11 protein-coding genes are annotated in these 12,841 nt (G+C 35.5%); 6 read left to right on the top strand and 5 right to left on the bottom strand.

The genetic code is table 11. The features are described from left to right. Positions 1–19: 19 nt before the first annotated feature. The 6 genes from A1704_RS05775 (at position 20) to A1704_RS05750 (ending at position 6,204) form a co-directional block, all read left to right on the top strand. Positions 20–1,069 carry a glucokinase gene (locus A1704_RS05775; RefSeq protein WP_062671307.1) on the top strand — a complete coding sequence of 350 codons (1,050 nt, stop codon included), beginning with the start codon at positions 20–22 and terminating at the stop codon, positions 1,067–1,069. Between the two features lie 143 nt (positions 1,070–1,212). Next, positions 1,213–1,779, top strand: a complete 567-nt coding sequence (locus A1704_RS05770) for a YceI family protein (protein ID WP_062671305.1) — start codon at positions 1,213–1,215, stop codon at positions 1,777–1,779. Positions 1,780–1,857: 78 nt separating this feature from the next. Next, positions 1,858–2,484, top strand: coding sequence for a YceI family protein (locus A1704_RS05765; RefSeq protein WP_062671303.1), 627 nt, complete (start codon positions 1,858–1,860; stop codon positions 2,482–2,484). A 108-nt stretch (positions 2,485–2,592) separates the two neighbouring features. Continuing rightward, positions 2,593–3,258: an alpha/beta hydrolase gene (locus A1704_RS05760; protein WP_062671301.1), complete on the top strand. Its 666-nt coding sequence runs from the start codon at positions 2,593–2,595 to the stop codon at positions 3,256–3,258. Between the two features lie 83 nt (positions 3,259–3,341). Then, positions 3,342–4,685 carry an ammonium transporter gene (locus A1704_RS05755; RefSeq protein ID WP_062671624.1) on the top strand — a complete coding sequence of 448 codons (1,344 nt, stop codon included), beginning with the start codon at positions 3,342–3,344 and terminating at the stop codon, positions 4,683–4,685. 100 nt (positions 4,686–4,785) lie between these two features. Continuing rightward, a complete protein-coding gene (locus A1704_RS05750) occupies positions 4,786–6,204 on the top strand; it encodes an L-serine ammonia-lyase (protein ID WP_062671299.1) in 1,419 nt (472 codons plus the stop codon). A gap of 108 nt (positions 6,205–6,312) precedes the next feature. On the opposite strand, the gene A1704_RS05745 is transcribed toward A1704_RS05750, so the two are convergent. The 5 genes from A1704_RS05745 to A1704_RS05725 form a co-directional block, all read right to left on the bottom strand. Further along, positions 6,313–7,155 carry a prephenate dehydrogenase gene (locus tag A1704_RS05745; RefSeq protein ID WP_062671297.1) on the bottom strand — a complete coding sequence of 281 codons (843 nt, stop codon included), beginning with the start codon at positions 7,153–7,155 and terminating at the stop codon, positions 6,313–6,315. Positions 7,156–7,388: 233 nt separating this feature from the next. Beyond that, entirely contained in the window at positions 7,389–7,943 is a 555-nt protein-coding gene (locus tag A1704_RS05740; protein ID WP_131797475.1) for a hypothetical protein, read from the bottom strand. Positions 7,944–7,956: 13 nt separating this feature from the next. After that, complete coding sequence (locus tag A1704_RS05735) at positions 7,957–8,754, bottom strand: SH3 domain-containing protein (RefSeq protein ID WP_062671293.1); 798 nt, start codon at positions 8,752–8,754, stop codon at positions 7,957–7,959. 61 nt (positions 8,755–8,815) lie between these two features. Continuing rightward, entirely contained in the window at positions 8,816–10,150 is a 1,335-nt protein-coding gene (locus A1704_RS05730; protein ID WP_062671291.1) for a tetratricopeptide repeat protein, read from the bottom strand. Then, entirely contained in the window at positions 10,147–12,840 is a 2,694-nt protein-coding gene (locus A1704_RS05725) for a M23 family metallopeptidase (protein WP_062671289.1), read from the bottom strand. Before A1704_RS05725 ends, A1704_RS05730 begins: the two co-directional genes overlap by 4 nt. Position 12,841 lies beyond the last annotated feature (1 nt).

Below are 12,841 nucleotides of genomic sequence, written 5' to 3'. Positions count from 1 at the left end.
TTTGGTAAAATTTGAGGTTATGATTCTGAATCCAAAATTTCCACTTTATTTACCAGGAGTAGAGAACAGTAATAATGATAGTGTTTCTATCATTGGAGCAAGTCTCCGTGAAGATATAACAATCTTAGGCTATTTTGTTTCCGGGAACGGAGGTCTTGAGATAAAAGTAGAAAATAAATATGCAACCAAAGAATATGCTTCCTTTTCAGATATTTTAAAGAAGTTTATTCAGGATAATCAGCTTGAAAATGTAAAACGTCTGGGAATGGCTGTGCCAGGTCCTGTATTGGATGGGAAAAGCAGTCCGGCAAGATTAGGTTGGCATTTAGATATTGCCGAGTATACACGCGATTTCGGGTTTGAAAAAGTAGAAATGCTGAATGACCTGGAAGCTTCTGCCTATGGAATGGCTCTTCTTGAAGATAACCATCTTGAAGCCATTTATACCAGCGGACATCTTGAAAAAGGAAATGTAGCGGTTCTTGCTCCCGGAAACGGATTAGGAGAAGCCGGCTATTTCTTTGACGGAAAATACCTGAGACCTTTCGCAACAGAGGGAGGGCACTCAGAATTTTCACCGAGAACCAACGTAGAAGTTGAATTTTACCAGTTCTTAAATAATATCTATGGTATTGTAAGCTGGGAAAATGTATTATCCAAGTCAGGACTATTCAATATTTACAGATTCCTGAGAGATGTGAAAAGACACCCGGAACCGGAATGGTTAGGAGAACGTCTTGCGCAGGGGAATTTTGTGGAAGAACTTTATAAAGCTGCTGTAGAGGAAAATGTTTTGATCTGCAAAATTGCTTTAGATACTTTCCTTGAGTTCCTGGCAAGAGAGGCCAATAATTTAACATTAAAATTAAAAGCTACCGGAGGATTACTGATTGCCGGAGATATTCCACAGATGATCGCAGAATATATTGATAAGGCGAAATTCTATGAGAAATTCAAGATCAGTGATAAAATGGAGGAAATGCTTAAAAATATTCCCATCTATCTGGTCAAGCAAAATCACACAGCATTAAATGGTATAGCACTTTACACCGCTTACTATCAGCTATAAAATAAAACTCCGAAGAAATTCGGAGTTTTTTTATGGAATGATATTATTCATGAAAATAATAAATTTTATTGATATACATCAATGAAATCTATTGAATAAGATACTTACATTTGCATCATTAAATAAGTAAATAACTCTATTCAATGAAAAAAATATTTTTATTAGCAGTTTTAGCTGGTGGTTTAGCTTTCGGACAGTCAAAAAAAGTAGTAGCATCTGATGTACACTGGTGGGGATACAAAGTAGCAAAATCTGAGGCCAGTTCTCACGACGGTACTGTAAAAGTGAAGTCAGGAGATATGGTAATGAAAGGAAACCAATTGGTAGGCGGAAGCTTCGTATTGGATATGACTTCTATTACTTCTACTGACCTTACAGGAGAATATCAGCAGAAATTAAACGGGCACCTTAAGAACGGGGACTTTTTTGAAGTTGAAAAATATCCTACAGCAAGCTTCAAAATTACAGGAGTAAAGAAAAACAATGATAAAGTTTACAACTCTCTTGTAACAGGAAACCTTACTGTAAAAGGAAAAACAAGCCCAATCTCTTTCCCTGCTAAGATTTCTTACAGCAAAGGAGTAGTAAGTTTAGTATCTAACAAATTCTCTTTCGACAGACAAAAATTTGACGTAGCTTACAAGTCTACGATGCAGGATGTTTTTGTGAAAGATGATATTGATATGCTTGTAAAGGTAACTGCTCAATAAATTAATCAAAAAAAGATTATTAAAAGTGTAGAAGTTCTACACTTTTTTTTATTTTTGTTGAATTGTAAATAAAAAAGAATGAAAAGATTACTATTGTTTGCTATGGTGTGCGCAAGCATGTCATTTGTTTCTGCCCAGAAGAAATTTGATAAAGTTTCAAAAGTGACTTCATCAGAGATCAGATGGTGGGGGTATAAAGTGGTAAAAACCGAAGAAACTTCCCATTCAGGAACAGTAAAGCTGAAAAGTGGAAAATTTAACTTTGACCATACGGTCCTGGTGGATGGAGAGTTTATTATCGATATGAGAAGTATGATGGCGGGAGATGTTTCTGATGAGGATCAGATCAAGCTTACCAACGATCTGAAGAGCTCAAACTTTTTTGAAGTAAAAAAATTCCCCATTGCAAAATTCCATTTGACTAAAATTATTCCTTTAGCAAACAGTGAATACAATTCTACAGTGTACGGTGACCTTACTCTTAAAGGGGTGAGAAAAACAATCTCTTTCCCTGCGAATGTATACGTTACCCAGTTTACAACATCTATTGAATCTGCTAAGTTCTCCCTGAATAGAAGAGACTTTAAAGTATTCTATCAGTCTTCATTGAAAGATTATTTTATTAAGAACGAAATGGATATTCAGTTTAAAGTTTCCACAGAAATGCTGGATAATGAGAATAGAGTACCGAAAAAGAAAAAGTAAAATATATTCTATTAATACAGAAGAGCAGTTCGTGAGAATTGCTCTTTTTTAATGCTGTTAAATCAGGAGGCTCATCCTTTATTTCCTTATTTTTTATAAATTAGTGGTATGAAAATTTATATCGTAAGCGGTCTGGGAGCAGACTTTAAAGTCCTTGAAAGAATAGAGTTTCCCAAACACTGTGAATTGATTTTTATAGACTGGCTTATTCCCGAAAAAAATGAGCCTTTCGATGCTTATGTCAAAAGAATGGCAGAGAAAGTGGATGATTCAGAACCATTCTGCCTGTTGGGGTATTCTTTCGGAGGAATCATTGTTCAGGAGATTAATCAATTGAAACCTGCAGAAAAGGTGGTGATCCTTGGAAGTATAAAATCCGATAAGGAAAAATCCAGATTCATAAAGACAGGTGAGCTTACCAAAATCCCAAGAATACTTCCGGTAGGTTTATTCAATGACAAAGCGGCCAATGTATATGCTGTTGTCCGAAAGCTTTTTGACCCTAAAAATCCTAAACTTCTTCAATATTTTAAAGTAAGAGATCCTTATTACCTCAAATGGTCCGTAGAAAAAGTTTCCGAATGGAAATTTGAAGAGAATCCCAATGTCATTCAGATATTAGGTGATAAAGACATTGTTTTTCCCATCCGCTATTCAAATCCGAATTATGTGGTAAAAGGAGGAACACATCTTTTTCCGGCCACTAAATCCAAAGAAGTTTCCAAAATACTGTCAGAGATTTTTTCTGAAAAAATTGAAAAAGTTCAAGATTGAATATTTTTTTAGGGGTGTTTGATTTAAAAATGCAGTTTTTATGGAATTTATATTTAAATTTGATAGGGTTAAATATAAATTTTATGAAAGTAGGATTAAAATGGATCATTTCATTCTCTGTTATCGCAATCGTTGCCATTGGGGGTTTATTCTGGAATCCGGCTGCCGATATTCCTGATACAAGGGAATTCTTAAGTGAAGATAAAATTGTCGGCGCTGATGTTGCCTGGATTCTGGCCGCGGCAGGACTTGTTTTGCTCATGACGCCAGGGCTTTCCTTTTTTTACGGAGGAATGGTCGGAAGGAAAAATGTAATTTCTACCATGCTGCAGAGTTTTATTGCCTTAGGCGTTATCTCCATGGTGTGGGTAGTCGTAGGCTTTTCTTTATCTTTCGGTGAATCTATCGGGATTACAATAGCCGGAAAGCATTACGGTATCATTGGAAATCCGCTCAGTTATCCCTTTTTTAGCGGGGTAGGAAATCTACCTCATAAACTGATGGCTCCCACGATTCCTTTTATTCTTTTTGCCTTGTTTCAGATGAAATTTGCTGTTATTACTCCGGCAATTATTACCGGATCTTTTGCAGAAAGGGTTCGTTTTATATCTTATTTATTGTTCATTGTTCTTTTCAGTATATTTATTTATACGCCGCTTTGTCATATGGTGTGGCATCCTGAGGGGCTTTTAAACAAATATTTCGGGGTAAAAGACTTTGCAGGAGGAACTGTTGTGCATATGAGTGCCGGTTTTGCTGCACTTGCCGGAGCTTTGGTGGTAGGAAACAGGAAGAATCCTCATCATGAGCCGTCCAATATTCCGTATGTGCTTCTGGGAACAGGAATGCTGTGGTTCGGATGGTTCGGATTTAATGCCGGATCTGCTTTGAGTGCTTCTGCATCTGCGGCTACCGCTTTTGGAACAACTACAATAGCATCTGCTTCGGCGATGATGACCTGGATTTTTTTTGACAGAATCAATGGGAGAAGTGTTTCTGCTTTGGGAGCGTGCATAGGAGCAGTGGTAGGTTTGGTGGCCATTACTCCCGGATGTGGTTTTGTAAGCATTCAGGAGAGTCTTTTTATAGGATTTATCACAGCAATCGTGTCCAATCTGATGGTGAACTGGAAGGTTTTAAAGAAAGTAGATGATACCCTCGATGTTTTTGCCTGCCATGGAGTAGGAGGGATTATGGGAATGATTCTTACCGCCATTTTTGCTCATGGTGAAAAAGCAAGTCTGCTTCATGGTGGAATTGATGTTTTTCTTCATCATATGGCAGCCCTTGTTTTGGTTTCTATTTTTACTTTTTTAGGATCATTAATTTTATATAAACTTACAGATTCCATGATCACATTAAGAGTTTCTGAAGAGTCTGAAAATAAAGGGCTTGATCTTTCGCAGCATGAAGAATGCCTGCAATAGCTTTTATATTGTGATGATATGTTGATATCATTAAAAATTTGAAGGTATATTTCAGGATTTATCATGTATCTTTGTTTCTGAGGAAAATGACGAATCATTTATGGAATCAATATCGGTTTTTGAAATTATTAAAGTAGGAATAGGTCCGTCCAGTTCACACACGATGGGACCCTGGAACGCAGCAGCAGCATTTATCAGGATTATAAAAAGAGAAAGATCAATAGAAGAAGTTAAAGAGGTTTTTCTTGAATTCTTTGGCTCACTCGCAAAAACGGGAATCGGGCACGGAACTGATATTGCGGGAATGCTTGGGTTGAATGGAGAAGATTTTAAAACGATCAATACTTCAAAAATTGATGAAAAGATAGATTACATCAAGAGTACTCAAACCATTAACCTTGGTGGTGAAAAGGTAATTCCATTCATTTACGGACATCATTTGGTTTTAAACATGAAAAAGAGCCTTGATTTTCATCCGAACGGAATGATCTTCAGAGCTGTTTTCGAAGACGGAACTGAACTCGTGCAGGATTTTTATTCTGTAGGTGGCGGTTTCATTGCCAGCCAGGAAAAAAACTCTATTCAGAAGCAGTGTGTACGTACGCTGTATCCTTGTCATAAAGCTTCAGATATTGCAAAATATTGTGAAAAGCTGGGATTTGATAAAATGTCAGATTTGATTTTCATGAATGAAGAAAGCTGGAGAACCCAGGAGGAAACTAGGCAGGAAGCACTTTATATCTGGCAGCAGATCAAAGAATGTATCTACAAAGGGGTCAATAAGGAAGGAGTTCTTCCTGGCGGACTGAATGTTTCCAGAAGAGCCGCAGGAATCAACAGAAAGCTGCTCGGAGATAAAATCTATAAAAACAAAGACGAATGGTTCCAGCAGGTGGTAGACGCTGAAGAGAACTTTACAAATATCAACAAATGGATTGCCTGCTTTGCACTGGCTGTGAATGAAGAGAATGCAAGCTTCGGAAGAATTATTACCGCACCTACCAATGGGGCAAGTGGAGTTATTCCGGCGGTATTGATGTACTCTCAGGCATTTACACCATTTACGAGTGAGGAGGATATTATAAGATTCTTGCTTGTAGCGGGAGAAATCGGGACCTTATTCAAGAAAAATGCAACTATTTCTGCAGCAATGGGAGGATGTCAGGCGGAAATCGGAGTATCTTCTGCAATGGCAGCAGCCGGACTTACAGAAATCTTAGGAGGAAGTGTAGGACAGGTATTGATGGCGGCAGAAATTGCGATGGAACATCACCTTGGATTAACCTGCGATCCAATTAAAGGACTGGTACAGATTCCATGTATTGAAAGGAATACGATGGGCGCGATGAAAGCGATTACGGCAGCCAATATTGCACTGGAAAGTGATCCCACCAAGGCAAAAGTAACATTGGATGAAGTGATTCTGACCATGTGGGAAACCGCTCAGTCGATGAGTGACCGTTTTAAAGAAACTTCGGAAGGCGGACTGGCCATTGCAGTCAACGTTCCGGAATGTTAATAGAAATCATTTTATTTCAAAATATAAAACCCTTAGCCGCTATGACTAAGGGTTTCTTAATAAAATAAAAGTAAAAACCGTCGGGCTTTTAGTATTGTATCAGGATTTTTATCTTAAAATTCCTCTGATTCTGTTGGCGTTGGAAATCAATTCTTCCAGATATTCATAGTTTTCTTTTTCAAGCGCAGATTTGAATTTTCTGAGCTGAGTGATATGTTCGTTCAGAACGTCCAGTACATTTTCTTTGTTTTGCTTAAAGATAGGAACCCACATTTCCGGATGCGACTTGGCAAGACGAACGGTACTTGAAAAACCGGAACTGGCAAGCTGGAAAATCGTTTCTTCTTCACGTTCTTTTTCCAATACGGTGTTGGCAAGGGCGTAAGATGTAATATGGGAGATATGGGAAATATAAGCGGTATGAACATCATGATCTTCTGCATTCATATAAATCATGTGCATATCGAGAGCATTGACTACTTTTTCAACGGTAGCCAGAGCATCGTCTGCCGATTCTTCTTTGTTGCAGATGACACCAGCTTTTCCCGAGAAACTTTCAGCAATAGCGGATTTTGGACCGTTGTTTTCCGTTCCCCACATCGGGTGGAACGCCACAAATCTTGACCGTTTCGGATGGTTTTTTACCGCATGTACAATGCCTGCTTTGGTGGAACCTGCATCCATTACCGTCTGCTGGTCAGACACAAGATCCAGAACAGAAGGCAATAGTTTTCGTGCAGCATCTACAGGAATAGCAAGAATAATCAGATCCGAATTTTTAATTCCATGTTCAAGATCTACTCCCGCATCAATGATTTTAAGTTGCAATGCGTCACTGATATGCTGTGTATTGTTATCGATTCCGTAGATGAAGCTGGCCAGGTTTTTCTCTCTTAATTTCAAAGCCATCGAACCTCCGATTAATCCCACTCCAATAATACTTATTTTCATCTTTTTCTATTTTTTAAAATAAAAAAACCTCGTCCCTAGGACGAGGTTTTAAATTATATTCATAAGAATCCCTATCCCAGAGCTGAGGTAAAAATTCTATAATAATATGTTCCGTTGTTAAAAATCACAGAGCAAAGGTATAAATATTTTTTTTAATGAGACGAAATTTTCTTTTCTAAATTATCTGGAGCTGGGATGAATTGTTTTTTTGAAGGTAGGAGTAGGCCAACTATTTATTTTTTATTAATTGAGTTTTGAAATTTTTTGACAAGGTCAGTTTCAAATGTTAAAATATCTTCTGGAATTTTCACAGTTTCTATTTCTCCTATTTGTTCCCATTTATTCTTTTCATATAAATAAAATGTTGTTTTTGCATTTTGTTTTGGTTCAAATTCTCCATCTTCCCCTCCTGTATAAGTGATGAATTTAACAGGTAAATACGAGGCAAGTACATAATAATCATTTTCTTTAATAAGATTTTTTATCGCTTTTGAATTTTGGGCATCATTTTCAAGGTTCGCGGATTTTGAAAAATAACCTCTCGAATTATTAGGATTCCAAAAATATTGAGTTTCATCTGTTTTTCCAATAAAGTCTACGCTGAAAACACCTATTTTTTTATCTGAATAGGTGTATGTTGGGTAAGGATTGGAGATGTCTGGAATGAAAAAACCATTTGTTTGGTATTTTACATTCAGAAAGTTTATATCATTATCTCTCTTTTTTTGACTTTTGCAGAAGCAAAGGAAAAATATAATAGCGAATAAAGTTGAAAAAGGTTTCATCATTTGATTAAGTTATTTATTCAAATTTTATCCTGCTTTTATGAACATATCCCTTTTTACCTTCTTTAGAAACCACTAACCACCAATCTCCGTTTTGGTTTAAAACTTCTACTTGTTCACCTGTGTTGATTTTTTGCAGGATTTGGGAAGAAGAGTTTTTCTCCTTTCTTAGGTTGGTAAAACCATCACTATCCTGAATGTAAAAGGCTGTTTTGTTTTGACTTTTCTCTACTCTACATTTTTTGGCTCTTACATTTTCTTCAGGAATGGGTATTATTTTATCAGTCCATCCGGATTTCTGGATATCAATATCTTGGGGAACATCGCAAATATATTTTACTGCATCCTGTGAAATATCTGACATTGTTTTATAGATAATATTTTTAAGAAGCCAGGTGTTATTATCCAGGATAATATGATATTCTTTTTCATAATATCCGCGGTCAGGGAAGGATGTTTTTATAGTGAACCCTTTATTTCCGGATATTGGAAGGATATCATTGATAACATTACCTCCATCCTCAGAGAAGTTTCTTGTTTCCAATGCTAATATATATTTACCTTGCTTATCCCCCAAAAAGATAAATAAATTTTCTCCTTGATAAGGTTTGTTACTTACAATTTTGTCAGAGATGCCATCCTTGTTGACATCAAAGGTTTTTATGAAATAATATTCATTATTGATGTAGGTTTCGAATGAGCTTCTTTTAGTTTCAGCTGATGGCTGTCGGAGTTTTACAATACCTTTGTTTTTATGTTGGGAAGAGCAGGTGAAACCGAGTGTTAAAGCAATAAACAGGAATATATTTTTCATTAAATTTACTTTGAAGGTTTTAAAATCAGTAGGCTTAATTTCTTTATTCCATTCAGTGCTTTTACTTCATCCTGTCTCTAACTCTTTGTGGTACTCTGGACATATCTTTCGATTGGCTATTCATAAGATTATAATATTTTATATAAGCTTCTTTTGACTCTTGTTTGTTATTAAGTCCCCATTTAGCATCTGCATAATTTAACCAGGCAACAACCCTGTCAGGATATTGAGAAAGTATCTTATCAAGGATACTAATGGAGCTTTTATAATCTTTATTTTGCTCCTGATAGTAAGCTATATTATTATAATCATTTACAGTTTTTTCATTGAGTGGATATTGTTTTAAAAGCTGATTGATTTCATTTTCAGTTAATGATGAGGTACACTGATAGTCTTTATTAATCTTTGAGACAATATCCAGTGCTTGTTTTAAATCCAATTTCCTAATATACATATCCAGATCTTTTTCTGTAAATGTATTTATCTCTTCAGGGGAAAAAGTAGAATCGTTATTAGGTAAATAAGTATATGATAATTTACAGATATCATCCTGTTCAACATAGGTTTCTTTAGAAAAGTTTATCTTACTTAACTGTACAGTATTGGAGGCTGATACAAAATAATATTTATAAGTAAGAAGATTATGAGGGGTATTTTCTTCGGCTGTTTTCTTTATGACCAGAAAATTGTTTTCGAAATAAACATCATCAGTTTTTGGAACAATTGACTTTGTTGTGAAGTTTATAGTATAATTATAATCTTTTAAAGAAAATGCAATATTGCTGTTTGTATTGTTATTTGAGCTCTTAATGATTTTTAATGTACTTAAGTCAATTTTAACTGTTTGATCAGATTTATTGATGGTCTTTTGATTTGAAAAAAACTGGGGCTCTAAAAAGTTAAATATAATAAAGTTATTTTCTTGAGTAAAACTTAAAAATTTATTTAACGGTGAATCTTGGGTTGAAGAAATATCAATAAAACCAACTTCTTTTATTTCTTTTTCTTTGACTAAAAAAATACTATATCCCCAAATACCACTCTCATCTCCTTCTTCAATGAAAAGCAGACCAAGGTTTTTATTTTTATAATAATAAGGAGTACAGCTCCAAGAATTCTTTTGTAATTTGCCAATTAGAGAATTGTTTGAATAGACCTCATTGTAAAAGCCTCCATCATAGTTTTTGGCAGCTATCCTTATAATATTTTTGTCAAATTTATACTCATATTTATAACTTTTTCCTTGTAAAGTAAAGTCTTTTTTTATTTCTGTAACAGGGGAAAATGTTAATTCTTCATGGATAATAGTCTTTTTGCTTTCTATCTTTTCTCTTTTGTAATCTTTACAATTATGTACAGCGAAAGTGAAAAATATTAATAATATTAAGGTTCTCATATTTTATCAGTGCTTCTATTTGCTTTATTATATTGTTTTTGTAATTGTAGATCTTCTTTTGAAAGGGATATATATAGTAAAGGATTGCATCTATACTTATAATTATCTCCTTTCTGTGGAAGCATTTTGCTTGAAAATTCAATGTGTAAATGTGGACCATGTGTTCCTTCAGCAACTCCAGTTACACCTGAAATTGCGATTACATCTCCAGGTTCTACATTTTTGCTTTTAAATTCAAAGCTATTCAAATGACCATATAAAATATATCGATCTTTTCCGGAGTCATATAAATCTCCTTTTGTTACTTCTTTATCATACTTTAATGTATAATTTTTTTTATGTTTCTCTAATAGATCCTTGTCTACTTTTAATACAATAGTTTTACCATAACCAGGAATAACATCATTATATACAATTTCACCTTTTAAGCAAGCATATATTTTAGTTTTTTTATTAATTGCAAAAATATCCAGACCTGTATGTGGCCTACCCCTATGGCCACCAAAAGAACTAAAGTCAGGATCATAGCCACCGCTAAAATTGTGAAGTGTAATTTGTGGATTATCTATAGGATCATGCCATTCATTAGATTTTTTTCGTGGTTCGCCTTTAGTTTTAAATGGACAGTCAGATGCTTTTTCACTTAGCATAGCATGTGCTGCTTTTACATAGTCATATCTAATGGCTTTTGTAGCGTCATCTTCTCCAGAGTTAATAACATTACTTATTTTTCTAACATTTTCCTTTTCAATACCTTTATCAGCAATATTACTTAAATTATTTTTCATCCAAAAATATATTGCGGATAATACAATGTATTCTGAATTAAATAATAAGTCTGGATTTTTCATAAAATCTTGTTGAGCTAATCCAACTTTAGTATAATTTTTATTATACCAGTCTTGAAATCCTTGATAATTTTTTCTTCCAGTTAATTGTATCAATCCTCGTCCCCTAAACTTATAACCATCTTGTTCAGGGTTTTGTAAATCATTTTCTGGACATACATTATTTCCTAGATCTTTTGCTTTATCTCCTCTACTATATGCCCAGTTTGCAATTTTTATTTCTCTTTCTTTTGTAATTTCTGATTTGTCACTTCCATAACCCCATTCTTCTGCATACTTTTTACCTATCTCTGTTTTGAAGTTACTAAATTTACTTTTTAATCTACTTGGTGGATATATAAAGTCTTCTTTATAACTCCAAAATTTAGTTTCTTTAGCAACCTGCCCTAGAAAATTTGCTCTCCTATAACAGTTATTATTAATTTCAAAATCAGTCATATATTTATTTAAATTATTAATATATGCCGGTATTCTTGTATTATATGGTGCTTTATTAAGTATTGAACCATGCCCTGCAGCTGTCATAAACTTATCCAAATCATTAGTGCTTAATGATATTTGACATGATCTGCATTTACCATCTTTCGGAGCTTCAGGTTCCGGCTGCTTCTGCACCCCCGCCGCACTTTTCACCTTCTCCACCTGCATCAGGCCTTCCGAATTTACCCCAAATTTCTGAGATTCTGCAGAAAGATCTTTGGAGATAATTTCGATGAAATAATTTTGTGTATCGGAATCCGGATCGCCGATAGGGGAGTCTATTCCTTTTTCAAAAATATCTTTGGAAATGACAAATCCTGAAGTATCACATACATCGGCAGGAATTTTAATATTTCCGCTTCTGTAAACTTCATCATTGGAAGTGGTATCATATTCCCAGACTACATATTGGATGTGTTTTCCCACCATATTTTTGGAGTGGATTCTTACCCTTACTTTATCTCCTACAGCAACTTTGGAAAGTTCATTTCCTTTATCATCTATGAAAACCGCTTCTATAATATTGCCTTTAGGATCCGGCTGTTTGGGACCACCTCCTTGTCCGACCGGGAATTTTGGCGTGTGTTTCTCAGGTTGCGGCTTGGGTTTTGGCTGGTTTTGAGGCTGGCCTTTATAATCCGGATTGGCTACAGCTACATTCACCTGGCTGGCTCCCTGAATTTGTCCTGAATAAGTGGCTGTAACATAATATTCATGATTGGCGCCTTCATTTCTGTCACCTTTCATCAGAAACTGATTGGCCATCTGACGAAGGATTTTTTCATCAGACATCAGAGGTATTGACACTTCTGCAATTCCTTTTTCATTGACGCGAGCCTTATAGCTGCGGGTGTGACGGTTGTTTTTGTTAATACTGGCATCGTGCCCTTTTCCAGGCGCGTCATCTTCCCAAAGGTGAAACTCAATCTCTTTATTAAACATCGCAATACAATGAGCCTGCGCAATAAGAGTATCACGGTAGCTGGCTTTATTGACGTCTTTTGCTCCTCTGTTGAAGAGTACTACTTTATCAATCTTTGGAACTTTGTTGCTGGTAGGAATTAATATGCAGCTGCCAGCCAGTTCTCTGGTGGAGGGAAGACCAGGTAAAATACCTTTTTTAGTTTCATAGACTTTCATCTGAAACTCTATTCCCAGTGCTATTTCCCCGAAGTTGTATGTTACCTTTTCACCAGTCTTGGGCTTTCCGGTGATGTCTTTCCAGCTTCCGTTCTTTTGTTTCTTAAAAAGATACCATTCATAATCACCTTTAAGACCAAATGAAAGGCCTGAAGGTTTTATCTCGTAGGTATAGGTTGTTCCTACCAGAGGATTCTGATTCCCGATAATAGTTCCTGTCATG

The organism is Chryseobacterium cucumeris, assembly GCF_001593385.1.
In the GTDB taxonomy this organism is placed as follows: domain Bacteria; phylum Bacteroidota; class Bacteroidia; order Flavobacteriales; family Weeksellaceae; genus Chryseobacterium; species Chryseobacterium cucumeris.
The sequence above is the reverse complement of the archived record's forward strand: the minus strand, read 5'-3'. Positions and strand labels throughout refer to the sequence as shown.

Excerpts from the sequence above, each read along its gene's own strand:
- A1704_RS05775 (WP_062671307.1), top strand. The coding sequence starts at position 20 with ATGATTCTGAATCCAAAATTTCCACTTTATTTACCAGGAGTAGAGAAC.
- A1704_RS05770 (WP_062671305.1), top strand. The coding sequence starts at position 1,213 with ATGAAAAAAATATTTTTATTAGCAGTTTTAGCTGGTGGTTTAGCTTTC.
- A1704_RS05765 (WP_062671303.1), top strand. The coding sequence starts at position 1,858 with ATGAAAAGATTACTATTGTTTGCTATGGTGTGCGCAAGCATGTCATTT.
- A1704_RS05760 (WP_062671301.1), top strand. The coding sequence starts at position 2,593 with ATGAAAATTTATATCGTAAGCGGTCTGGGAGCAGACTTTAAAGTCCTT.
- A1704_RS05755 (WP_062671624.1), top strand. The coding sequence starts at position 3,342 with ATGAAAGTAGGATTAAAATGGATCATTTCATTCTCTGTTATCGCAATC.
- A1704_RS05750 (WP_062671299.1), top strand. The coding sequence starts at position 4,786 with ATGGAATCAATATCGGTTTTTGAAATTATTAAAGTAGGAATAGGTCCG.
- A1704_RS05745 (WP_062671297.1), bottom strand. The coding sequence starts at position 7,155 with ATGAAAATAAGTATTATTGGAGTGGGATTAATCGGAGGTTCGATGGCT.
- A1704_RS05740 (WP_131797475.1), bottom strand. The coding sequence starts at position 7,943 with ATGATGAAACCTTTTTCAACTTTATTCGCTATTATATTTTTCCTTTGC.
- A1704_RS05735 (WP_062671293.1), bottom strand. The coding sequence starts at position 8,754 with ATGAAAAATATATTCCTGTTTATTGCTTTAACACTCGGTTTCACCTGC.
- A1704_RS05730 (WP_062671291.1), bottom strand. The coding sequence starts at position 10,150 with ATGAGAACCTTAATATTATTAATATTTTTCACTTTCGCTGTACATAAT.
- A1704_RS05725 (WP_062671289.1), bottom strand. The coding sequence starts at position 12,840 with ATGACAGGAACTATTATCGGGAATCAGAATCCTCTGGTAGGAACAACC.